This is a genomic window from Saccharopolyspora cebuensis (assembly GCF_039542665.1).
In the GTDB taxonomy this organism is placed as follows: domain Bacteria; phylum Actinomycetota; class Actinomycetes; order Mycobacteriales; family Pseudonocardiaceae; genus Saccharopolyspora; species Saccharopolyspora cebuensis.
Map to the genome: position 1 here is coordinate 253,860 of NZ_BAABII010000010.1, position 22,835 is coordinate 276,694.

General features: G+C 74.7%; 21 protein-coding genes. 7 read left to right on the forward strand and 14 right to left on the reverse strand.

The window, feature by feature from the left end:
* Positions 1–165: 165 nt before the first annotated feature.
* Positions 166–1,788 carry an ATP-binding cassette domain-containing protein gene (locus ABD976_RS15645; protein ID WP_345363682.1) on the forward strand — a complete coding sequence of 541 codons (1,623 nt, stop codon included), beginning with the start codon at positions 166–168 and terminating at the stop codon, positions 1,786–1,788.
* A 77-nt stretch (positions 1,789–1,865) separates the two neighbouring features.
* Here ABD976_RS15645 and ABD976_RS15650 read toward each other — a convergent pair whose 3' ends face one another.
* Complete coding sequence (locus ABD976_RS15650; protein ID WP_345363684.1) at positions 1,866–4,385, reverse strand: LamG-like jellyroll fold domain-containing protein; 2,520 nt, start codon at positions 4,383–4,385, stop codon at positions 1,866–1,868.
* Positions 4,386–4,584: 199 nt separating this feature from the next.
* Positions 4,585–5,298 carry a GntR family transcriptional regulator gene (locus ABD976_RS15655; RefSeq protein WP_345363686.1) on the reverse strand — a complete coding sequence of 238 codons (714 nt, stop codon included), beginning with the start codon at positions 5,296–5,298 and terminating at the stop codon, positions 4,585–4,587.
* Positions 5,299–5,436: 138 nt separating this feature from the next.
* Here ABD976_RS15655 and manD point away from each other — a divergent pair, with 138 nt between their 5' ends.
* The 4 genes from manD to ABD976_RS15675 are packed head-to-tail and all read left to right on the forward strand — an operon-like array spanning position 5,437 to position 10,550.
* The gene (gene manD / locus ABD976_RS15660) at positions 5,437–6,642 is read left to right on the forward strand and encodes a D-mannonate dehydratase ManD (protein ID WP_345363688.1); all 1,206 of its coding nucleotides are present in this window, start codon (positions 5,437–5,439) and stop codon (positions 6,640–6,642) included.
* Positions 6,639–8,102, forward strand: a complete 1,464-nt coding sequence (locus tag ABD976_RS15665; RefSeq protein ID WP_345363690.1) for a mannitol dehydrogenase family protein — start codon at positions 6,639–6,641, stop codon at positions 8,100–8,102. Before manD ends, ABD976_RS15665 begins: the two co-directional genes overlap by 4 nt.
* A 55-nt stretch (positions 8,103–8,157) precedes the next feature.
* Positions 8,158–9,522 carry an MFS transporter gene (locus ABD976_RS15670; protein WP_345363692.1) on the forward strand — a complete coding sequence of 455 codons (1,365 nt, stop codon included), beginning with the start codon at positions 8,158–8,160 and terminating at the stop codon, positions 9,520–9,522.
* Entirely contained in the window at positions 9,519–10,550 is a 1,032-nt protein-coding gene (locus tag ABD976_RS15675; RefSeq protein ID WP_345363694.1) for an L-idonate 5-dehydrogenase, read from the forward strand. The genes ABD976_RS15670 and ABD976_RS15675 overlap by 4 nt, the downstream gene beginning before the upstream one ends.
* A gap of 6 nt (positions 10,551–10,556) precedes the next feature.
* Here the strand turns inward: ABD976_RS15675 and ABD976_RS15680 are convergent, their stop codons facing one another.
* The 4 genes from ABD976_RS15680 to ABD976_RS15695 form a co-directional block, all read right to left on the reverse strand.
* On the reverse strand, positions 10,557–11,810 hold the full coding sequence (locus tag ABD976_RS15680) for an SLC13 family permease (RefSeq protein WP_345363696.1): 1,254 nt from the start codon (positions 11,808–11,810) through the stop codon (positions 10,557–10,559).
* A gap of 80 nt (positions 11,811–11,890) precedes the next feature.
* Positions 11,891–12,748, reverse strand: coding sequence for a hydroxymethylglutaryl-CoA lyase (locus ABD976_RS15685; protein ID WP_345363698.1), 858 nt, complete (start codon positions 12,746–12,748; stop codon positions 11,891–11,893).
* Between the two features lie 3 nt (positions 12,749–12,751).
* Positions 12,752–13,963: a CaiB/BaiF CoA transferase family protein gene (locus ABD976_RS15690; RefSeq protein WP_345363700.1), complete on the reverse strand. Its 1,212-nt coding sequence runs from the start codon at positions 13,961–13,963 to the stop codon at positions 12,752–12,754.
* A 102-nt stretch (positions 13,964–14,065) separates the two neighbouring features.
* Complete coding sequence (locus tag ABD976_RS15695; protein WP_345363702.1) at positions 14,066–14,701, reverse strand: IclR family transcriptional regulator; 636 nt, start codon at positions 14,699–14,701, stop codon at positions 14,066–14,068.
* Between the two features lie 231 nt (positions 14,702–14,932).
* Here ABD976_RS15695 and ABD976_RS15700 point away from each other — a divergent pair, with 231 nt between their 5' ends.
* Entirely contained in the window at positions 14,933–15,412 is a 480-nt protein-coding gene (locus ABD976_RS15700) for a hypothetical protein (protein ID WP_345363704.1), read from the forward strand.
* 6 nt (positions 15,413–15,418) lie between these two features.
* Here the strand turns inward: ABD976_RS15700 and ABD976_RS15705 are convergent, their stop codons facing one another.
* From ABD976_RS15705 to ABD976_RS15730, 6 genes are all read right to left on the reverse strand, one after another.
* Entirely contained in the window at positions 15,419–16,249 is an 831-nt protein-coding gene (locus tag ABD976_RS15705) for an urease accessory protein UreD (protein ID WP_345363706.1), read from the reverse strand.
* 12 nt (positions 16,250–16,261) lie between these two features.
* Positions 16,262–16,918, reverse strand: a complete 657-nt coding sequence (ureG, locus tag ABD976_RS15710; RefSeq protein ID WP_345363708.1) for an urease accessory protein UreG — start codon at positions 16,916–16,918, stop codon at positions 16,262–16,264.
* Positions 16,908–17,612, reverse strand: a complete 705-nt coding sequence (locus tag ABD976_RS15715) for an urease accessory protein UreF (protein WP_345363710.1) — start codon at positions 17,610–17,612, stop codon at positions 16,908–16,910. The genes ureG and ABD976_RS15715 overlap by 11 nt, the downstream gene beginning before the upstream one ends.
* A gap of 21 nt (positions 17,613–17,633) precedes the next feature.
* Positions 17,634–19,343 (reverse strand): urease subunit alpha, encoded by a 1,710-nt coding sequence (locus ABD976_RS15720; RefSeq protein WP_345363712.1) that lies wholly within the window; start codon positions 19,341–19,343, stop codon positions 17,634–17,636.
* Positions 19,336–19,680 carry an urease subunit beta gene (locus ABD976_RS15725; RefSeq protein ID WP_345364277.1) on the reverse strand — a complete coding sequence of 115 codons (345 nt, stop codon included), beginning with the start codon at positions 19,678–19,680 and terminating at the stop codon, positions 19,336–19,338. Before ABD976_RS15725 ends, ABD976_RS15720 begins: the two co-directional genes overlap by 8 nt.
* A 74-nt stretch (positions 19,681–19,754) precedes the next feature.
* Positions 19,755–20,057: an urease subunit gamma gene (locus tag ABD976_RS15730; protein WP_345364279.1), complete on the reverse strand. Its 303-nt coding sequence runs from the start codon at positions 20,055–20,057 to the stop codon at positions 19,755–19,757.
* A gap of 96 nt (positions 20,058–20,153) precedes the next feature.
* On the opposite strand from ABD976_RS15730, the gene ABD976_RS15735 reads away from it, so the two are divergent.
* Positions 20,154–20,432 (forward strand): hypothetical protein, encoded by a 279-nt coding sequence (locus ABD976_RS15735; RefSeq protein WP_345363714.1) that lies wholly within the window; start codon positions 20,154–20,156, stop codon positions 20,430–20,432.
* Here ABD976_RS15735 and ABD976_RS15740 read toward each other — a convergent pair whose 3' ends face one another.
* Both ABD976_RS15740 and ABD976_RS15745 read right to left on the reverse strand, forming a co-directional pair.
* Positions 20,433–21,104: a response regulator gene (locus ABD976_RS15740; protein ID WP_345363716.1), complete on the reverse strand. Its 672-nt coding sequence runs from the start codon at positions 21,102–21,104 to the stop codon at positions 20,433–20,435.
* A complete protein-coding gene (locus ABD976_RS15745) occupies positions 21,101–22,705 on the reverse strand; it encodes an ATP-binding protein (protein WP_345363718.1) in 1,605 nt (534 codons plus the stop codon). Before ABD976_RS15745 ends, ABD976_RS15740 begins: the two co-directional genes overlap by 4 nt.
* Between the last annotated feature and the right edge of the window lie 130 nt (positions 22,706–22,835).

Below are 22,835 nucleotides of genomic sequence, written 5' to 3' on the forward strand. Positions count from 1 at the left end.
GCGCGCCGCCTACGCTCGTCGGCATGCACTACTTCTTCCTCTGAGGGCAGAGCGCTCGGCGCACGGGCTCAAGCCCGGTCAGCGCTGAGCGGGGCCGCGTCCAACGCACCTTCTCCGCGCCGCCGTTCCCGGCGTGCGCGCGACGACTCATGCTCGAGGAAGAACATGACCACCACTGCTGCCCGCGCGCGCTCGCGGGCCCATCTCGCCGCCTCCGACGTGCACCTCGCCCGGGGCGGACATCCCGTGCTCACCGGGGTGGACCTCACCGTCTCGGCCGGTGACCGGCTCGCCGTCGTGGGCGAGAACGGACGGGGCAAGACCACGCTGCTGCACGTGCTGGCCGGTCGGCTCCGGCCCGACTCCGGCGAGGTCCGCCGGGCGGGCAGCCTCGGCGTCGCCGACCAGGAGATCCCGCCGGACGGCACGGTCGGCGACCTCATCGACGTGGAGCTCGCCGGCGTCCGCGCCGTCCTCCGAGAACTGGACACCGCCACCGAGGCGCTCGTCGAAGGACGTCCCGGTGCCGACGAGGCCTACGCGGAGGCGCTGGCGGCCGCGGAAGCGCGCGACGCCTGGGACGCCGACCGCCGCGTCGACGTCTCGCTCGCGGCGCTCGGCGCGGTCGACGACCGGGACCGCGAGCTGGCCGCGCTGTCGGTCGGGCAGCGCTACCGGGTCCGGTTGGCCTGCCTGCTCGGGGCGCGGCACGACCTGCTGCTGCTCGACGAGCCGACGAACCACCTCGACCTCGCCGGGCTGGAGCACCTCACCGCGGCGCTGCGGGAGCACCCCGGGGGCGTCGTGCTGGTCAGCCACGACCGCGCGCTGCTGTCCGACTTCGCCACCACGGTGCTCGACCTGGACCCGACCAGCGACGGGCGGCCGCGCGTCCACGGCGGCGGGTACGCCGGTTACGTCGACGGCCACCGCGCCGAGCGCGAGCGCTGGGAGCGCGAGCACGCCGACCAGCAGGCCGAGCACCGGCGGCTCGCGGAGGACCTCTCGGCGGCGCAGAACCGGCTGTCGACCGGGTGGCGGCCGCCGAAGGGCACCGGCAAGCACACCCGGGCCACCCGCGCGCCCGGGCTCGTGCAGGCCGTGCACCGCAAGCGGGAGGCGCTGGAGCAGCACGCGGTGGACGTGCCGAAGCCGCCGCAGCGGTTCCGGATGCCCGAGCTGCCGGAGCTGCGCGGCGCGACCCTGGTGCGCGCCGATCGAGTGGCGGTGGCCGGTCGGCTGCCCGAGCCGGTGTCGGTCGCAGTGAGCTCCGGCGACCGGCTCGTGGTGACCGGGCCGAACGGGGCGGGCAAGTCCACGCTGCTCGCGGTGCTGGCCGGTGCGGTGGAGCCGACCTCCGGCGAGGTGCGGCGCAACCGGGCCGCGCGCATCGGGTGGCTCGGGCAGGAATCGGCCCCGTCGGCCCGGCGCAGCGCGCACGCCGCCTACGAGCAGGCCGTCCAGCGGTGGGTGCGCGCCGGTCGCCTCGCCGAGGACGAGCGGGTGCCGTTGTCGCAGCTCGGCCTGCTGCCCTCGACCGGGCGGCCGGTGGCGGAGCTCTCGGTCGGCCAGCAGCGCAGGCTCGACCTGGCCATCGTGCTGGCGGGCCGACCGCACGCGGTGCTGCTCGACGAACCCACCAACCACCTGTCGATGTCCTTGGTGGACGAGCTGACCGAGGCGCTCCGGGCGACCGGTGCCGCGGTCGTGCTCGCCACCCACGACCGGCAGCTGCTGCGGGACACCGCGGGCTGGCAGCGGTTGCACCTGCCCGGGGCCGCGGCGTGAGCCGGGCACCGGGCAGGTGCGGGACGGGCTGAGCCCGCGCGGCGGAGGGCACCGCCCGGTGCCCTCCGCCGCGGCGGTCAGCCGCGCGCGGCCACGGCGGCGACCTCCTCGTCGGACAGCGCCCGGTCGAAGATCCGCACGTCGTCCACGTCGCCGCGCAGGAAGTCGACCGGCTGACCGCCGTACTGGCCGCGTCCGATCACCGTGCTGCCGCCGGACTCCCCGGCGAGGCAGGCGCTCTGCTGGGCGACCCGCTGACCGTCCACGAACAGCGAGAGGGTGCCGGAGGCCGCGTCGCGCACCCCGGTCAGGTGGTACCAGCGGCCCGGCTCGGGCTTGTCCGGGGACAGCGCGCGCAACCCGGCGAAGCTCATCGCCCACCGCTGGTCGGCGCCCGAGTACTGCAGGAAGAACGCGCTGTGGGAACCGGAGTCCTGGCTGACGACGGTCTGGAAGCCCCCGGCCGCCTCGTCCAGCCGGACCCAGGCCGAGACGGAGTAGCTGCCCGCCGTGTCGATCAGCGCGGCACCGGTGTCGGCCTGCCCGTCACCGCCGAAGGACAGCCCGCCGCCCTGCATCCCGGGCACCCGCTCGGCGTTGGTCAGCGCGGCGTCGGCCGAACCGGCGGAATCCACCGCCGTCGGACCGGTGCCCTCGAACTCGTACCGGTGCACGCCGCCCAGCCCGGGGGTCCCGGGGTCCGGGGCGGGCGGTGCGGTGCGGCCGTCGGCGGTGCGCACGATCTCCTCGTTGATCGCCCGGACCCGGGCGAAGTCCATCTTCTCGACCCGCCGGTCGTAGGTGAAGAAGCCGTTGACCTCGTGCTCCACGTCGGTGATCTGGGTGTAGACGGCGCCGCTGATGCCGCACCGCTGCGCCGCGGTGAGCACGTCGCGCTGGTTCTCCACGTAGCGGCGGGTGAGGGTCGCCTTGTCCGGCGTCATCTCGTAGGCGTGGCCCTCGCCGAACCACATGTGGCCCTCGACCTCCAGGCCGAACCCGCCGTGCTCGCCGTCCATGGAGACCCGGTCGCCCTCCGGCTGGGGAGCGGCCGGTCCGACGTACTGGTGCCAGTCGATGACGTCGCCCTTCCCGGAATCGCCGAGCGAATCGCAGCAGTTCACGCCGCTGTGCGCGTTGACCAGCCGGGTCGGGTCCTGCCGGGCGATCTCGTCGGCGATGCGGCCGGTGGCCTCGCGGGACCACTCGCCCCACCCCTCGTTGAACGGCACCCAGCCGATGATCGAGGTCCAGTCCTTCTTCTCCTCGACCAGTTCGTGCAGTTCGGCCTCGAACTGCTGCTGCGCCTCGACCGGCGGACGGCCCGCGCCGGTGCGCATCGACGGCATGTCCTGCCAGACCAGCAGGCCGAGCCGGTCGGCGTGGTAGTACCACCGGTCGGGTTCGGTCTTGATGTGCTTGCGCACGGTGTTGAAGCCGAGCCGCTTGTGCTGCTCCAGGTCGAACCGCAGGGCCTCGTCGGTGGGAGCGGTGTAGATGCCGTCCGGCCAGTAGCCCTGGTCCAACGTGGACATGTGGAACAGGATCTCCCCGTTGAGGGTCATCCGGAGCTTGCCGTCCGCGCCGGTCGCCGTGCCGATCTCGCGCATCCCGACGTAGGAGGACACCCGGTCGACCGGACGGCCGCGGTCGCGCAGCACCACGTCGATGTCGTAGAGGAACGGCGATTCCGGCGACCACAGCTTGGCGTTCGGGATCGGGACCTCCATCGGCCGGTCGGCGGCGCCCACCGCGCGCCCGACCACCCTCCTGCCGTCCCGGACGACCACCTCCGCGCGCAGCCCCGCGGCGTTCCCGCCGGTGCGCACCGTCATGCCGAGCGTGGAGGTGTCGATGTCGGGCACCATGTCGAGCTCGACGACGTGGGCCGTGGGCACCGGTTCCATCCAGACCGTCTGCCAGATGCCGGACGCGCCCTCGTAGAAGATGCCGCGGTCGGGGACCAGGCGCTGCTTGCCCACCGGCTGCCAGGTCGCGTCGGTGCGGTCCTCGACGCCCACCACGATCTCCTGCTCGCCGCGCGGACGCAGGGCGTCGGTGATGTCGGCGGAGAACGCGCCGTAGCCGCCGCGGTGGGTGGCCACCCGCTTGCCGTTGACCCACACCACGGCGTCGTAGTCCACGGCCCCGAAGTGGAGCTTCAGCGCGCGGCCGTGGTGGATCCGCCAGTCCGGCGGCACGGTGAACGTGCGCCGGTACCACATCCGGTCCTCGTGCCGCTGGATCCCGGACAGCGCCGATTCGATGGGGTAGGGGACCAGGACCCGCTCGCCCAGGCTCCGCCCGAAGGGCGGGGCCTCACCGGCTTCGGCGGCGGCGAATTCCCACGTGCCGTTGAGGTTCTGCCACTTCTCGCGGGTGAGTTGCGGGCGCGGGTACTCCGGCAGCGCGTTGTCCGGGGAGACCTGCGCGGTCCAGGGCGTGGTCAGGGGCGGCTCGCCCATCCGCCAGGCGGGTTCCTGCGCCGCGGCGACCGGTGTCGCCGCGGCGGTGAGCAGGGCCGCCGTGGTGATCGCGAGGGCGCTCAGGAGCTTCCGCGTCGTCCGCGGTCGAGTCGTCGAGGCTGGTGACACCATTGTCGGACACCCTTCTCCGGGGGGACCGCGCCGGCGCCACAACGCCGGACGCGGCGCCTCGCTGGCGCGGTGCGGTCGTATTGAACGCGGAGCGGCCAACAAGTGTCAACGCAGACGCTCACAAGTCAACACTATTGCCGTACAACTCCGCCCGATTCGGGCGTGATCTGCGTGGTGTTGTTCTGTTGTGTTCGCCGGGTCACTCCCACACGACGACGTTGCGCCGGACCGGGGCGCCCGCGTCGTTGGAGGCGAACAGCTCCGGGCTGCGGGCCCGGATGCGTTCGATGTCGGCGAAGACCTCGCGCAGGTGCCCGCGCATGGTGGCGCGGGCGCGCGGGACGTCGTGGTCCCGCACCGCGTGCAGGATCTCGGCGTGCTGCTCGACGAACGTCCCGGGGGAGGCGGCCTCGTAGAGCCCGAGGCGGCGGGCGCGGTCGAGGTGGCCCTTGGCCGACACGACGGTCGGCCACGCGCTCTCGTGGCCGGACAGCCGCAGCAGCAGGCGGTGGAACTCCTCGTCGAGCGCGAAGAACTCCTCGAGGTCGATGCCGGGTTCGCGCTGCCGGGCCTGGTTCTCCTCCAGGGCGGCGAGGACCTCGGGGTCGCGATCGGGGTGCAGGTCCTCCAGCGCCGCCAGCTCGACCGCCTCGCGCAGGAACTGCGCGTCGGCCACGCGCCGCGGATCGACCCGGGACACGAACGTGCCGATCTGCGGGAACACCTGGACCAGGTCCTCTTCGGCCAGCAGCACGAGGCTCTCGCGCACCGGGGTGCGGCTCACGCCGAGGGACGCGGCGAGCTCGTTCTCCGACAGCGCCGTCCCGGGCGGCAGCTCCAGGGTCAGCACCTTGCGGCGCAGCGCCTCGTAGATGGCCCGCCTGCCGATGCGTCGCTTCGCCCCCTCCGCCACGGGCCCCACCTTACGGCGTGCTCCCGGCGCCGAGGTCACCCGAGGCGCCGGACCGGCCGACCCTTGACGCGCTCCTCGACGACTGCTTGTATACCAGCACTGGTACGCCAGCACACGTACTCGAAGGAGCGGATCGCCGTGAGCACGATCGAGCGGGCCGAGGTGTTCGTCGCCTCCCCGGGCCGGAACTTCGTCACGCTGCGCGTGACCACCTCGGACGGGGTGACCGGCCTCGGGGACGCCACCCTCAACGGCCGCGAGCTCGCGGTGGCCGCCTACCTGCGCGACCACGTCGCGCCGCAGCTCGTCGGCCGGGACCCCGCCCGCATCGAGGACACCTGGCAGTACCTGTACCGGGGCGCGTACTGGCGGCGCGGGCCGGTCACGATGACGGCGATCGCCGCCGTGGACACCGCGTTGTGGGACATCAAGGGCAAGGTCGCGGGCCTGCCCGTCTACCAGCTCCTCGGCGGTCGTTCCCGGGACGGCGTGCTGGTGTACTCGCACGCCAGCGGCACCGACGTGCCCGCGCTGCTCGACGACGTCGCCCGCTTCCGCGAGGCCGGTTACCGGGCGATCCGGGCCCAGGCCGCCGTGCCGGGGTCCGGCAGCTACGGGGTGCGCAAGGGCGCGATCTACGAGCCGGCGTCGGCCGCGGTGCCCGAGGAGCAGCTCTGGTCCACCGAGGCCTACCTGGACTTCGCCCCGACCTACCTGGAGGCGGTCCGGGAGCGCTTCGGCTTCGGCTTCCACCTGCTGCACGACGTCCACCACCGGCTCACCCCGATCGAGGCCGCGCGGTTGGGCAAGCGGGTCGAGGACTGCCGCCTGTTCTGGCTGGAGGACCCGACGCCCGCCGAGAACCAGGAGTCGTTCCGGCTGATCCGGCAGCACACCACCACGCCGATCGCCGTGGGCGAGGCGCTGACCTCGATCTGGGACGTCGGGCACCTGATCACCGAACAGCTCGTCGACTACGTGCGGACCAGCGTCGTGCACGCCGGGGGCATCACCCACCTGCGCCGGATCTTCGACCTCGCCGCCCTGCACCAGGTCCGCACCGGATCGCACGGCGCGACCGACCTGTCCCCCGTCACCCTGGCGGCGGCCGTGCACCTGGACCTGGCCGTGCCGAACTTCGGCATCCAGGAGTACATGCCGCACGCGCCGGAGACGGCGGAGGTGTTCCGCGGCGGGGTGCGCTTCGCGGACGGGATGCTGCACCCGCCGGAAGTCCCGGGGCTCGGCGTGGAGTACGACGCCGAGGCCGCCGAGCGCTTCCCCTACGAGCCGCGCTCGCTGCCGATGGCGCGGCGCCTGGACGGATCGGTGCACGACTGGTGAACCCGACGCTGAACCGCGCGGCCCTGCCCGCGCTGCCCGAAGCCTGCCGCCCGCTGGTCGACCCCGCGGAGCTGCGCCCGCGCATCGTCCACTTCGGACTGGGCGCGTTCCACCGGGCGCACCAGGCCGTCTACACCGAGGCCGCCGCGGCCCGCTCGGGCGAGCCCTGGGGCATCGTCGCCGTCGGACCGCGCTCCAGCGCGCCGATCGAGGACGCCCGCGCCCAGGACTGCCTGTTCTCGGTCACCGACCGGGTGCCGGGCGCGGGCCGGACCCGGGTGGTCGGCTCGGTGGTCGACGCCCTGCGGATGGGCCCGGACGCCGAGCGCATCGACGCGCTGCTGTCCGGCCCCGAGGTCACCGCGGTGACCCTGACCGTGACGGAGAAGGGCTACTCCCGCCTTCCGAGGACCGGCGCGCTCGACACCGCCGACCCCGGGATCGCCGCCGACCTGGCGGCCACCGCCGACCGGGAACCGGTCCCGATGCGCACCGTCGTCGGCAGGCTGACCGCGTCCCTGGCCGCGCGGTTCCGCCGCTGCGGCGCGCCGATCACGGTCGTCTCCTGCGACAACGCCGCGGCCAACGGCACCGCGCTGGCGGCCGTGGTGCGCGGGTTCGCCGAATCCGCCGCCTGGCCGGACCGGGACCGGCTGCTCGACTGGCTGCGGGAGTCGGTGGCGTTCCCGGACTCGGTGGTGGACCGGATCGTGCCCGCGACCACCGACGAGGATCGGGACCGGGCGTCGCGGGCGCTCGGGGTGCGCGACGGGTCGGCGGTGCTCGGCGAGCCGTTCCGGCAGTGGGTCGTCCAGGACGCCTTCGCCGCGGACCGGCCGCCGTGGGAGCTCGACGGGGCGCTGCTCGTGCCGGACGTGGCCCCGCACCAGCTGATGAAGCTGCGGCTGCTCAACGGCGCGCACTCGGCGCTGGCCTACCTCGGGTTGGCGGCCGGGTGCGCGACGGTGGCCGAGGTGATGCGCGCGGAGTGGGGTGAGCGGCTCGTGCGCCGGTTCACCGGCGAGGTCGCCACCACCCTGCCCGCCGGGCTCGACGTCGCGGCCTACGTCGAGGACCTGGTCGCGCGGTTCGGCAACCCGGCGATCGCGCACCGCCTCCAGCAGATCGGTTCGGACGGTTCGCGGAAGGTCCCGGAGCGGTGGCTCGGCGCCCTGCGGGAACTGCGGGCGCGCGGGACCGCGGCGCCCGTGCTCGAACTCGCCCTCGGCGGCTGGGCCGACGCGACCCGGCCCGGGCAGCGCGGCGGGCAGGCGTTCGGCACCGCGGACCCGGCGCAGGCGGCGCTCGCGGAGTGCTGGGACGGTGCGGCGGGACCGGCGGAGGTGGTCGCCCGGCTGCTGACCGCGCTCGGCGCCGCCGACCTGGCCGAGGACGGTGACCTGGTGCGCTCGGTCGCCGCGCGGATGCCGGACGTGCGCGCGGGGCGGATCGACCTGTGACGACGGGTTCACGAGGTCGCGGAACAGGCAACCACGTGCGGCGAAGGGGCTCACGATGACCGACAGCGCGCCGACGGCGCCGGGCGGGACCAGGACGACCAAGGACTTGAGCCGCGCCGCCGCGTCCGGCTGGCTCGGCACGGCCATGGAGTTCATGGACTTCCAGCTGTACTCGCTGGCCGCCGCCACCGTCTTCAACCAGCTCTTCTTCCCCGACGTCAGCCCCGCCATCGGGCTGATCGCCTCGATGGCCACCTACGGCGTGGGCTACGTCGCGCGGCTCGCCGGTGCCGTCTACTTCGGACGGATGGGCGACCGCATCGGGCGGAAGAAGGTCCTGTTCCTCACCATCCTGCTGATGGGCGGCTCGACCACGCTGATCGGCGTGCTGCCGACCTACGCGACCATCGGGATCGCGGCGCCGGTCCTGCTCGTCGCGCTCCGCCTGGTCCAGGGCTTCGGCGCCGGTGCCGAGATCGCGGGCGCCACCGTGATGCTCGTCGAGTACGCACCGGCGAGGCGGCGCGGGCTCATCGCCTCGCTGGTGGCGCTGGGCACCAACTCCGGCACGCTCGCCGCCTCCGGGCTGTGGGCGGTGCTGCTGGCGGTGCTGTCCGAAGAGCAACTGCTGAGCTGGGGCTGGCGGCTGCCGTTCCTGCTGAGCTTCGCCCTGCTGCTGCTCGCCGTGTGGATGCGCGCGCACCTCAAGGAGAGCCCGGTGTTCGAGGAGCGGGCCGACGTCGTGGACGGGGTCGCGGTGGCGCGGGCCGAGGTCGCGGCGACCGCCGGGAGCGGGCTGGAAGCGGGGCTGCGGCAGCGCAAGGGCAAGGCCTTCCTGCTGGCGCTGGGCCTGCGCTTCGGGCAGGCGGGCAACTCCGGGCTGATCCAGACCTTCCTGGTCGGCTACATCGCCACCAACCTCGCCGTGGCGGAGGCGGTGCCGACCAGCGCGCTGGTCTGGGGTTCGGTCCTCGGGTTCGCCGTGGTGCCCGCGGTGGGCGTGCTCGGGGACCGGTTCGGCCGCCGTCCGGTGTACCTCGCGCTGACCGCGTTGACGGTCGTGATCGCGGTGCCGATGATGGCCGTCATCGGCACCGGACACCCGGTGGCCCTCAGCGCGGCGCTGGTCCTCGGCCTCAACATCGGGGTGCTCGGCCTGTTCTCGGTGGAGAGCGCCGCGATGGCGGAGCTTTTCGGCGCCCGGACGCGCCTGACCCAGCTCGCCGTGGCCAAGGAAATCGGCGGCACCCTCGCCACCGCCATCGGCCCGGTGCTGGCCGCCACGTTCACCGCCGTGACCGGGCACTGGTGGCCCATCGCGGCGATGCTCATCGCCTACTCGCTGATCACGTTCGCGTCGGCCTACTTCGCGCCGGAGACCCGCGGTCGTGACCTGGTCCGGTTGGAGGACGCCGCATGAGAGCCGCAGTCGCGCACGGGCCCGGTGACGTCCGCGTCGACCACCGGCCCGACCCCGTGCCCGGGGAAGGTGAAGTGGTGGTCGCGATGGAGTGGGGCGGGATCTGCGGGTCCGACGTGGCCTACTGGCGGCACGGCAGCTCCGGCACGGCCGCGCTCCGGCACCCGCTGGTGCTCGGCCACGAGGTCGCGGGACGCGTCGCGGCTCTCGGGCCGGGTGTCACCGGGATCGAGGTCGGCAGGCCGGTGACCGTCCACCCGGCCGAGCCGGTCGGCCCGGAGCCGCTGCCCGAGCGGCTGGCCGGGCGGACCAACCTGCACGCGCGGGTCCGCTACTACGGATCGGCGGCGTTCGACCCGCACACCGACGGCGGCTTCAGCGAGCTCCGCGCGGTGCGCGCCGACCAGCTCCGGCCGTTGCCCGACGGCGTGTCGACCCGGCGGGGCGCCCTCGCGGAGCCGCTGGCGGTGGCCCTGCACGCGGTGCACCGCGCCGGGGACGTGTCCGGCCGGACGGTGCTGGTCAACGGGACCGGGCCGATCGGTGCGCTGGTCGTGGCCGCGGCCAAGCACCGGGGGGCGGCGCGGGTGATCGCCGCGGACCCGGCGGATCCGGCGCTGCGGATCGCCGAGCGGCTCGGCGCCGACGAGGTGCGGCGGCTCGGCGCGGGCGAGCCCCTGCCCCAGGACGTCGAGCTGGTCTTCGAGGCCTCCGGGGCGCCCGGCGCGCTCGGACCGGTGCTGCGGGCGACGGCGCGCGGCGGGACGCTGGTCCAGGTCGGCAACCTGCCGGGCGCCCCGGCGCCCGCCGCGCTCGGCGACCTGGTGACCCGCGAGATCACCTGGCTCGGTTCCTACCGCTTCGTCGACGAGATCACCGACGCGCTCGCCGCGCTGCGCGACGGGCTGGACGTCGATCCGCTCATCACGCACACCTTCGCCCTCGACGACGCGGCCGAGGCCCTCGCGGTCGCCGCCGACCCCGCCAGCGGCAAGGTCCTGCTGCACCTGGGCGCGCCCCCGGTGTGACCGCGGTCAGAGCGAACCCGGCAGGACCGCGGTCGACCAGGCCAGCAGCGGTGCGCCGACGACCACGAGCCCGCAGTAGGCCAGCATCCGCCGCTGGAAGCGCCGCTTGTCCGCCACCTGCGCCTGCGCGAGCACGATGACGCCGTTGGTGGAGAACGGGCTGATGTCGACGACCGTCGAGCAGAACGCCAGCGCGACCACGACCCCGGCCGCGCCGAGCTGCCCCTGCTCCAGCAGCGGGAACGCCAGCGGCAGCCCGATGCCCAGCGTGCCGATGGACGAGCCGAACGCCGAGACCACGCCCACGGCCAGGCACAGCAGCAGCGCCGCGAGCGCGGGCGAGCCGAGCGCCGCCGCGGCGTCGCCGAGCAGGTCCAGCGTCCCGTTGCGCTCCAGCACGGCCATGCAGGTGAGCATCCCGCAGACCAGCACGACCGCGTTCCAGCTCACGTGGTCGAAGGAGCTCGCGTGGCCGAACGGGGACGCCAGCAGGAGCGCGGTGCCGATCACCAAGGCCGCGATGCCGACGTCGACGCCGAGCACGCCCGCGACGAGCAGCGCCACCATCCCGGTCAACGTCACCGCGCGCATCGGCGTCACCCGGACGTCCGGGACCGCTGCGACCGGTGGCGCCGCGACGGTCCCGGGCCCGCCGGTTCCCTGGTCCACTTCGGACGGACGGCGGCCGAGCAGCGCCCACAGCAGGGTCGCGATGAGCACGTTGAGCCCGAAGGGGACGGCGAACAGCAGCAGCGGATCGACGGCGAACCCGGCCTCGCCCACGACGCGGGTGGTGAACGCGCCGTAGACGGTGATCGGCGAGAACGCGGTGGACGCCATGCCGTGCAGCAGCATCAGCGCCATCAGCAGCGGCTTGATGCGGTAGCGCGCGGCGATCGGCATGGCGATCGGCGCGAGCATCCCGGCGGCGAGCACCGAGCCCAGCGACATGAGCACGGCGGACAGGGCGAACATGAGCCAGGTGACGGCCCACCGCTTGCCGCGGACGAGCCGCAGCGAGGCGGCCACGACGAGGTCGATGGTGCCGTTGACCTTGGCGACCCCGAACAGCAGGGTGATGCCGACGACGAGGACGAAGGTGTCGCCGGGGAAGGCGCCCAGCACGTCGTCCGCGGGGAGGCCGGAGAGCGCGGCCAGCAGGAACGCGGCGACGAAGGCCAGCAACCCCATGTTGACCGGCAGCGCGGTGGCGAGCGCGAAGACCGAGGCGAGGGCGAGCAGGGACAGGACGTGGACCATTGCTGACCTCCCGATCACGCGGGCCGACCCACGTCGGACCACGTCACCGTTGACGAGGGACCGGGAATCGAGGGGAGCGGTCAGGTGAGGGGGCTCGCCCGGGCCAGCACCCGCGCGATGAGGCCGATGGCGTCGTCGAGCGCGCGCTCGTCGACGCCGGTGGGGATGCCGCGGGCGTGCAGGTGGGCCACCAGGGCTTCGGTGGCGAGGTTGCCGTGCGCGCCGGGGGCGAAGGGGCAGCCGCCGTACCCGCCCGCGGCGCTGTCGAAGCGGGTGATGCCCGCCTCGATCGCGGCGTCCACCGTGGACAGCGCGCGACCGTGCGCGTTGTGCAGGTGCAGGCCGAACTCGGCGTCGGGGTGCGCCTGCCGCACCACCTCCAGCGAGCGCAGCACCTGCTCGGGCGGTGCGGTGCCGAGCGTGTCGGCGAGCCCGAACCGGCGGATGCCCGCGCGCGCGAAGCGGTCGACGACGGCCAGCAGCGCCTCCGGCGGGACGTCGCCGTCGAAGGGGCACACGAAGGCGGTGGCGATGCCCGCGGTGAACGCGACCTCGGGGTGCTCGGCCACGGCGGCGGCGAGGTCGTCGAGCGCGCTGCCGACGTCGCGTCCGGCGTTGGCGCGGCTGTGCCCACCGCTGGCCGAGGACACCGCGGTGATCTCGGCGGCTCCCGCGGCCACGGCCCGCCGCACCCCGCGCGCGTTGAGCGCCAGGGCGCTGCACCGGACCTCCCCGCCGCGCGGCACGCCCGCGAGGACTTCCTCCGCGCCGGCCATCTGCGGGACCCGCCGCGGATCGACGAACGACGCGGCTTCGAGCCGCCGGATCCCCGCGGCGACGAGCGATTCCGCGATGGCGATGCGGTCCGCCGGGGCGACGAGGACGGGTTCGTCCTGCAAGCCGTCGCGCAGCACGACGTCGGTCAGGGTGACCCGCACGGCTCACACCACCTTCCTGGCGCGGTAGTCGGCGATCCGCTCCGGTGGTATGCCGAGCAGGTCGCCGAGCACCTGCTCGGTGTGTTCGCCCAGTTCGGGTCCGGCGCTGCGGACGGCCCCTGGCGCGCCGGGCAGCCGGGGCACGACGCCGGGGAAGCGGATCTCCTCGGGTTCGCCGTCGACCACCACGGGCAGCGGGCGCAGCATGTCGCGGGCCCGGTAGTGCTCGTCGGCGGCGATGGCGCGGGCGTCGTGGACGGGACCGCACGGCACCCCGGCCTCGCCGAGCAGCCGCACGGCCTCGGGCGCGGTGCGGCGGGTCGTCCACGCGGTGATGGCCTCGTCGAGCTCGTCCTCCCGGGCGCAGCGGGCGTCGCCGTCGGCGAGTTCGGGGTCGGCGGCGAGGTCGTCCCGGCCGATCGCCGCCATCAGCCTGCCGAACGCGCCGCTGGAGTTGGCCGCGATCAGCACCGAGCGGCCGTCGGCGGTGGGGTAGTCCCCGCTGGGCGCCACCCCGGGCAGGTTCCCGGCGGTCCGCGCGCGCACCACGCCGTAGGCGTCGAGGTCCGGGACCAGCGACTCCATCAGCATGAACACCGACTCGTACAGCGCGACGTCGGCCACGCGCGGTCCCGGGTGCGCGTGGCCGCGCTCGCGGGCGAGCAGCAGCATGAGCGCGCCCAGCGCGCCGTAGAGCCCCGCCGCGGTGTCGGCGATGGGGGCGGCCGGGCGCACCGGCGGCCGGTCGGCGTGGCCGGTGACGTGCCGGAGGCCGCCGAACGCCTCGGCGACACCGCCGAAGCCCGCGCGGTCGCGGTGCGGTCCGGTCTGCCCGTACCCGGAGATCCGCACCAGCACCACGTCGGGGTTCGCCCGGGCGAGGTCGTCCGGGCCGAGCCCCCACCGCTCCAGGGTGCCGGGGCGGAAGTTCTCGACCACCACGTCGCACCGGCGCACCAGGTCGAGCGCGAGCGCGCGGCCTTCCTCGGCGCGCAGGTCGAGGGTGATCGACCGCTTGTTCCGGGCGATGGTGCGGAAGAGCATCGAGGTGTCGCCCCGGGTGCGACGCCAGTTCCGCAGCTCGTCGCCGCCGTCCGGGCGTTCGGCCTTGATCACGTCGGCGCCGAAGTCGGCGAACAGGCGGGTGGCGAAGGGGGCCGCGATGAAGTTCCCGAGTTCGAGGACGCGGATACCGGTCAGCGGAGCATCGGTCATGGTGCCAGCTCCCTCAGTCATTATCGAATAATGATAAGAGCAATCATTTAACGAGAATGACGATAAGCAGCCGGGCCCGCGGGAGGCAAGGGTGGAGATCGCTCAGGCGTACCGGAGGGCGGATTCGAGGCGATCGGCGGCCTCGTCGACGAGCGCGCCGTACTGGGCTCCCGGTCCTCCCGGGGCGACCCGGAACACCGGCGCGGCCAGGCAGACCGCCGCGACGACCGCGCCGCGGTAGCGCACCCCGGTGCTCACCGAGCACAGCTGCGGGGTGCGCTCGGAGACGCTCTCGAACCAGCGCTCGCCCGACTCCGCCGGCGCGTTCGTCAGGGCCTTCGCCGCCGAACCCCGGGCGGACAGCGGCAGCGCGGTCCCCACCGGCACGGCCGCCCGGAGCTCCTCCCGGGACTCCGCGCTCGCGACGCACAACCGGTCCTCGCCCCGCAGCACCCAGAGCTGGGCGGTCTCACCGGTGCGCGTCCGCATCTCGGCCAGCACCGGGTCCGCCGCCACCGCCAGCGCGGACGAGGCGAAGCGCGGGCCGATGTGGTGCCGCCCGTCGGCGTCGCGCTGCAACAGCCCGTGCTTGGTCATCGCGGAGACCAGCCGGTGCGCGGTCGGCACGGACAGCTCCAGCGTCCGGGCGAGCTCGCTGGCCCCGCGCGGCGCCGCCTCGACCGCGTCGAGGATCGCCATCACGCGGTCGAGCACGCCCACCCCGGTCGGTTCCGCCACCGGACCACCGTAACCGGTGCAGATCAGCGGCATGCCGCCAGCGGGATCGAGCCCCGGAGCGGGAGGGAGCACGTCGCCGTTCCCGGGCAAGGCGATCGAGCTCCTGGCGCGACGGGTGATCAGGTGTGCTGCGACGGCCTTCGCACTGCCGGAACCGGGTGGCTCCCCGCGCGGTTAGGATCGCCGGACGGCGCGGCGATCGCGCTCGGCCGCACCGCGAGGAGTCGCCCGATGGAGAACCCGACCCGGCGCTGCACCGTGGTGCACCCGGACGGCTCCCGCGAGCGGATCGACTGCCCGCCCCACGCCTCGCCCTGGCTGGACGTGGGCGAGGTGCTCTCGCTGCTCGTGGGTGCGGTCGTGGTGGTCGTCGGCGTGGTCGTGCTGGTGCGATCGGGCGGGCTCCGGCGCCCGGACCCGGAGCTGCCCGGCCGCGCTCTGCCGGACTCGCTGCGCCCCGTCCTGGGGACGAGCCTGGTGGTCGTGGCCTTCGGCGGTGTCGCCTACCTGCTCCAGCGCGGCGGCGTGCTCGGTTTCGGGACCGCGGCGCATTCGGGCGTCTTCTTCGCCCTCCACTCCGCGCTCGCGTGCGGGGTCCTCGTCCGCACCCTCCTGCGGCGCCTCGGCGTGGCGCGGCTCGCCGGTGCCGCGGGGCTGTGCGCCGGCGTGGCGGTGCTCGGTTCCCTGGCTTGGGCCCTCCACCTCTGGTGAGCGCGGTCAGCGCGCGGCTCTCGCCGGGGCGGCCGGGACGGGCTGCGGCTGCTCGTCGCCGATCAGCTCGGCGCAGGCCGCGTCGAGCTGATCGCGCAGGCCGGAGGTGTCCGGGGCGAGCGCGGTCACCAGGCACCCCCGCCCGGCCAGCGGCATCGTCGCGGCCGCGCTTCCCGCGGTGCGGGGGCCTTCGGGGACGGCGGGGTCGACCAGCAGCAGCGAGCCGAGGCACGGGTGGTCGGCCGCGACGGCGGGACCGCTCCACCCGGAGGACGGCGTGCCCAGGACGAGTTCCTGGTCGTGCAGGGGCCGGTCGCCGACGGTGACCCGGAGCCGCTGCGCCAGCGCGCCCGGCGCTTCGCCGTGCCGACCGAGCAGCACCTCCTCCCGCAGCAGCAGGCGCGCTTCGGGGTCCAGGCGGACGTGGACCTCGGTGCGGTGCGAGCAACCCCGCGCCGCGATCACCAGCTGCGGCAGCCAGGCGAGGGTGGCGCCCGCGCCCACCCGGATGTCCACCCGGATGCTCGACCGCTCGCCGCGCGGACCCGGCAGCAGCAGGGTCGGGGAGACCTCGCCGAGGACGAGCGCGCTGCCCGCCCCCACGACGACCTCCAGGTGCAGCGCGTCCCCGCCCACCGGACCGGCCGCCGCGGCGGCGAGGTGCAGCCGGGCCGGGTCCGCGCCCCGGGACGCCCACCCGCTGATCACGTCCCGGCGCAGCGGCGCGGTGGTGCGCAGCATCAGCGGCCACTCCGACCGCAGGGTCCGCACGCGGGTGCGCCCCCGCCCGCCGGACGAGGCGTCGTGTTCGGTGCCGAGCCGGGCACGGGCGCGCACGGTCCGGTGCCCTCAGGCGGCCAGCCGGCTGCGCACCCAGGTGGTGATCTCCGCGGCCGCCGGGTCGTCGACCAGCGACAGGAAGCGCACCGGGAGCTCGCCGCGCACCGCGGTCGCGTCCCGCTCCATCACCGAGAGGTCGGCCCGCACCCGCTCGGCCAGGTCCGTCTTGTTGATGACCAGCAGGTCCGCGGTGCTGACGCCGGGCCCGCCCTTGCGCGGCACCTTGTCCCCGCCGGCCACGTCGACGACGAAGATCTGGTGGTGCACCAGCCCGCGGCTGAAGGTGGCGGTCAGGTTGTCCCCGCCGCTTTCCACCAGGAGCAGGTCGAGCGGGGACAGCTCGCGTTCGAGGTCCTCGATCGCCTCCAGGTTCGCGGAGATGTCGTCGCGGATGGCGGTGTGCGGGCAGCACCCGGTCTCCACCGCCCGGACCCGCTGGGCGGGCAGAACTCCGTTGCGGAGCAGGAAATCGGCGTCCTCGGTGGTGTAGATGTCGTTGGTCACCACCGCCAGCCGCAGGTCGTCGGCGAAGGCCCGGCACAGCGCGGCGACGAGGGCGGTCTTGCCGGAGCCGACCGGTCCGCCCAGCCCGATCCGGAGCGGCTGCCCCGCGGTGCGGGGCAACGTCGGCTGCGGACCGGTGTGCTCGTGGTGGTCAGGACGCAAAGAGACGCACCTCCCAGGTGGCGTGGTCCTCGGCGGAGATGTCGAGCATGGGCGCGCTCAGCGCGGGCAGGTCCCGCGGCGGGGTGCGGGCCGAACCGGCCGCGGCGTCGGCCAGTTCCTCCAGCACCGGCCCGATCCGGGCCAGCACCGCGTGCACCGCGAACGGGTCGAGCCCCAGCAGGCGCACCGCCGCGGTGGCGGGCCCGGTCACGGCTTCGTGCAGCGCGGCGACGGCCGCGGTGCGCGGTTCGAGACCGAAGGCCCGGGCGCTCGCGCCGAGCGCGATCGGTTGGTGCGGGCCGTGCGGCCACGCCGCGGCGAGCGCGTCCAGGGCCGCGTCGGGGCGGACCGCACGGGCGGCGCGGAGCAGTTGGCGGCCCAGCGCCCGCGAGGCCGCGCGCAGCGCCGGTGCGGGGGTGCGCGCGTCCAGCTCGGCGTCGAGCCCGTCGCACTCGTCGGTCGTGCCGCGTGCCAGGGCGGCGCACGTCGCGGCGGTGAACGCCGCCGACGTGAACCCGGCCGTGGCCGCGCGCCCCCGCAGGAACGCCTCCAGCGTGGGGACGTCGTGCACCCGACCGGCGGCGGCCGCGGCTTCGAACCCGCCCGAGTGGGCGTGGCCGCCGGTGGGGAAGCGGCCGTCGGCCAGCAGCACCAGCGCGAACAGCCCCGGGCTGCCTGGCGAACCGGTCGACATGGGCGCGTCCTTTCCAGCCGGTCAGAACAGGAGGTAGCGCTGGGCCATCGGCAGTTCGTCCACCGGCTCGTGGTCGACCACCTGGCCGTCGATGCGCACGGTGAACGTGTCGGGGTCCACCTCGATGGACGGCGTCGCGCCGTTCTCGGGCAGGTCCGCCTTGCTGCGGCCGCGCACGTCCTGCACCGGGACCAGCTCCCGATCGACGTCGAGCCGGTCGGCGAGCCCGTCCTCGATCGCGGCCGGGGCGACGAAGGCCACGCTGGTGGCCGCGGCCGCCCTGGTGTGCACGTTGTAGCCCAGCCGCGGGAGCATCGGCTGCGGCGTCGGCACGGCGGCACCGGGGTCGCCGAGCAGCGCCGAGACCGCCATGCCCGACTTGTACACCGCCGTGGGCCGCACCCCGAACACGGCCGGTTCCCAGAGCACGAAGTCGGCCAGCTTGCCCGGTTCGATGGAACCCACCTCGCGTTCGAGCCCGTGGATGACCGCGGGCACGATGGTGTACTTGGCGACATAGCGGCGCGCGCGGTTGTTGTCGGCCCGGACGTCGCCCGGCAGCGAGCCGAACCGCCGCTTCATCACGTGCGCGGTCTGCCAGGTGCGCCGCACCACCTCGCTGAGCCGCCCCATCGCCTGCGCGTCCGAGGACATCGCCGAGATCGCCCCCATGTCCTGCAGGACGTCCTCGGCGGCCATCGTGGAGGCGCGCACCCTGCTCTCGGCGAAGGCCAGCTCCGCGGGCACCCGCGGGTTCAGGTGGTGGGCGATCAGGCAGATGTCGAGCTGCTCGTCGGCGGTGTTGACGGTGAACGGCCGGGTCGGCGTCGTGGAGGAGGGCAGCACGTGCGGTTCCGCGGCGATCCGGATGATGTCCGGCGCGTGGCCGCCACCGGCGCCCTCGGTGTGGAAGGCGTGGAAGTTGCGCCCGGCCACGGTGCGCAGGAGGTCCTCGACGAAGCCCGCCTCGTTGAGGGTGTCGCTGTGGATGGCGACCTGGACCCCGGCGGCGTCGGCGACGGTGAGCGCGGCGTCGATCGTGGTCGGGGTGGCGCCCCAGTCCTCGTGGCACTTGAACCCGGCCATCCCGGAGCGCAGCTGCTCCCACAGCGCCTCCTCGGACACCGTGCTGCCCCGCCCCAGGAACAGCACGTTCACCGGCCACGGGTCGAAGCCCTCCAGCATGCGCCGCATCCACCAGCCGGCCGGGGTCGCCAGCGCCGCCTTGGAACCGTCGGTCGGGCCGGTCCCGCCGCCGACCACGGTCGTCGTCCCGGATTCCAGCGCCACCACCGACATGTCGGGGGAGACGAAGTGCACGTGCGTGTCGACCGTCCCCGCGGTCATGATGAGGCCGCTGCCGTTGACCATCTCGGTGGCCGGGCCGACGACCAGGTCCGGGTGCACGCCGTCCATGATGTCCGGGTTGCCGCACTTGCCGACGGCCACGATGCGCCCGTCCCGGACGCCGACGTCGGCCTTGATCACACCCCAGTGGTCCAGCACCACGACGCCGCCGATCACCAGGTCCGGCGTCCCCTCGGCGCGGGTGGCGTGGGACTGGCCCTGCGATTCGCGTCCGGACTTGCCGCCGCCGAAGACCGTTTCGTCCCCGCCGACGCAGCGGTCCTCCTCCACTTCGACGAACAGGTCGGTGTCGGCCAGCCGCAGCCGGTCACCGGTCGTCGGACCCAGCGATGCCACGTACTCCCGGCGTTCGACCTCAGCCATCGAGGGCACCTCCGGCTTCCCCGCGCAGACCGCGCACGATCCGCCGCCCGACGAAGGGGACCAGCTCCACCTCCACCGTCGCGCCCGGGTCGAACCGCACCATGCCACCGGCCAGCATGTTCAGCCGGTGCCCCCACGCGGCCTCCCGGTCGAACTCCAGCGCCGGGTTCACCTCGGCGAAGTGGTAGTGCGATCCCACGCTGACCGGGCGGTCCGCGGTGTTGACCACGCGCAGCGACCGCACGGGGCGGCCTTCGTTGATCCGCACCGGTTCCTCGGCGTAGCGGATCTGGCCCGGGGCCCCGGCCGACTCGCTCGACTCGGCGCCGGGCTGCACCAGTCCGGTGGTCGCGCCCTTGCCGGTGCCGGGTGCGGCTTCCTTTCCGGTGCCCGCTCGAGGTCGTTCCTGGATCATTGGATCGGCTCCTCCACGGCGAGCAGCTTCGTGCCATCGGGGAAGGTCGCTTCCACCTGGACCTGGGGCAGCATCTCGGCGACCCCGGCCATCACCTCGTCGCGGCCCAGGACACCCCGAGCCGCTTCCTGGAGGTCGACCTTCCCCATCCCGTCGCGCGCCCCCTCCAGCAGGAAGGACGTGATCACCGCGGTGGCCTCGGGCAGGTTCAGCCGCACGCCGCGGTCCCGGCGTTCGAGCGCCAGCTTGGCCGCGGTGTAGACCATCAAGCGTTCACGCTCCTGCAGGCTCAGCAGCATCGCCACCTCCACAACACCCGGGACCGGTCCGGTGCGGCCACCGTCGCAGCGAACCCCGGCCGACGCCAGTCGATCCCGGTTCAGCGCAGGACCCGGGTGCCGGGCATCGTCAGCGGTGGTGGGTGGGCGGGCTTCTACGACGAGCTCGCGCAGTCGTTCGCGCTCGGGAGCAACCGGACCGGGCCGAACTTCGGCATGGAGTCCACGGTGGACACCAACGCCGATTTCGGGGCCGCTGCTCACCTTCGTCGGCGCGCGGAGGCGGGTCGGGTGGGAGCCGCGGCTGGTCGATCCGGTGCCGCCGCACCGTGGTCGGTCGGGTGGCGCTCCGGCAAGGTGTGGTTGCCCGGCCTCCTGCCCGCGGCGCCGCGGTGATCACCGCCGCGGCGGGTCCACCGGTTCGTACTGGTGCTCGGGGCGCCCGCTGGCGCCGTAGCGCAGGGACACCACCGCCCTGCCGTCGCGGGCGAGCCCGGCGAGGTAGCGCTGCGCGGTGGCGCGGGCGATGCCGAGGGCCTCGGCGATCTCGGTCGCCGAGCGCGGCCGGTCGGCGGCGTGCAGGGCGTCCACCACGAGCTGGGTGGTGATGGTGGACTGGCCCTTGGGGTTGCCCGGCTGGTCGCCTTCGTGCAGCAACCGCATCGCCCGGTCGATCTCCTCCTGCCCGACCTGGCCGCCGTCCTCCGGCAGGCGGGCGCGGAACCGGGCGTAGGCGGTGAGGCGGGCCGCCAACTGCTCCGCGCTGAACGGCTTGACCAGGTAGTTCAGCGCCCCGGCGGCGAGGGCGGCGCGCACCGTGGCCGGGTCGCTGGCGGCGGTGAGCATGATGGTGTCCACCTCCAGCCCGGCCAGCAGCGCCACGCCGGGCCCGTCCGGGAGGTAGTTGTCCAGCAGCACCAGCTCCGGCGCGCGCTGGGCGACGAGGTCGCGGGCCTCCGCCGCCGAGTGCGCGATCCCGACCGTCCGGAACCCGGCCACCCCGTCGGTGAACTCCGCGTGGACCTGCGCCACCCGGAAGTCGTCCTCCACCACCAGCACGCGGATCACCGCGCCACCCCTTCCGCATCCGATGGGAATTCCAGCGCCTCGGGCAGCCGCGCCACGAACAGCGCGCCGCCGGTGGTGCCGCCGGGATCGGCCAGCCGCAGGTCACCGCCCAGGCTGCGGGCCGACTGGCGGGCCAGCGCCAGGCCCATGCCCCGCTCCCCGCCCTTGGTGCTGATGCCCTGGGCGAACACCTCGTCCCGCGCCCGCTCGGGCACGCCGTCGCCGCTGTCGAGCACCGAGACGTGCAGCGCGGTGCCTTCGGACAGCAGGTCGACCTCCACCCGGGCCGGTCGCCGGGCCCCGACCTGGGCGGCTTCGCAGGCGTTGTCCACCAGGTTGCCGAGCACGGTGAGCACCTCCACGGGGGCCGCCACCGGCGTCTCGACCCAGCTCGTCTCGCCGAGCACCAGTTCGACGCCCCGCTCCAGCGCGCCCGCCTTCTTCGCGGCGAGGAACGAGGCGAGGTAGGGGTCGCGGACCGCGTCGGCGGCCGGACCGAGCCCGGCGACCGTGCCGGTGGACAGCGCGTGCAGGTAGTCCACCGCCTCCTGGTGGTGCCCGGTCTGCAGCAGCCCGGACAGCACGTGCAGGCGGTTGCTGAACTCGTGCCGCTGGGCGCGCAGCACGTCGGTGGTGCCGCGCACCGCCTCCAGCTCGCGGCTCAGCGCCTCCAGGTCGGTGCGGTCGCGCAGGGTCAGCACGGAGCCGAGGTCCGCGCCGCCGCGCCGCACGACCCGGTGGTTGGCCACCAGCACCCGCGGTCCGACGACCGCGATCACGTGGTCCAGCGGTTGCCGGGCGGTGATCGCCTCCCGCAGCCGGGGCGGCAGGTCGAGGTCGTCGAGCGGCGCGCCGGGGGACGCGGCGGGACCGAGCAGCCGCGCCGCCTCGCCGTTGGCGAGCGAGATCCGGCCGGCCGCCACCGCGAGCACCCCTTCGCCGATCCCGTGCAGCACCGCCTCCCGCTGCCGCAGCAGCTCGGCGAGCTCGTGCGGTTCCAGGCCGAGGGTGCGCCGCTTGAGCAGCCGCACCAGCAGCGCGGAGCCCGCGATGCCGACCAGCAGCGCCCCACCGGTCAGCGCGGCGGAGGTGCCCAGCAGGCGCAGGAAGGCGGTGTCGATGTCCTGGGCGTCGAACCCCACGCTGACCTGGCCGACGATCCGGCCGCCCGGTTCCCGCAGCGGGACCTTGCCCCGCGCGGAGGGGCCGAGGGTGCCGCGCTGCACGTCCACCACCTCGCGCCCGGCCAGGGCGGCGGGATCGGTGCTCACCGGTTCGCCGATCTGCTCCGGGTCGGGGTGCGACAGCCGGATCCCGCCGCGGTCGGCGACCACGATGAACAGCGCCCCGGTGGCCTGCCGGACGCGCTGGGCCCGGTCGCGGACCAGTCCGGCCGGGTCGCCCGCGGCGGTGGCGCGCGCGAGGTCCGGGTCCGCGGCGACCGCGCGGGCCACGCCCAGCGCCCGCTGGCCGTACTGCTCGACGAGGCTGCGGTCCAGGAGCGTGGCGGCGAGGACGAATCCGACGCCGGTGACCAGGGCGACCAGGCCGACCTGCAACGCGAGCACCTGCCGCGCGAACCGCGGGGGACGACGTGCCACGCGCCGACGGTACCTCGGGAGCGAAACGCGCAAAACGCGGCGAACGCGGAGTACGCGGACAACGTCGGCAAGTCTCCCCAGCCCGGCCCGCAGCACCTACGGTTCCGCGGAACGCAACACCGCTGTAACG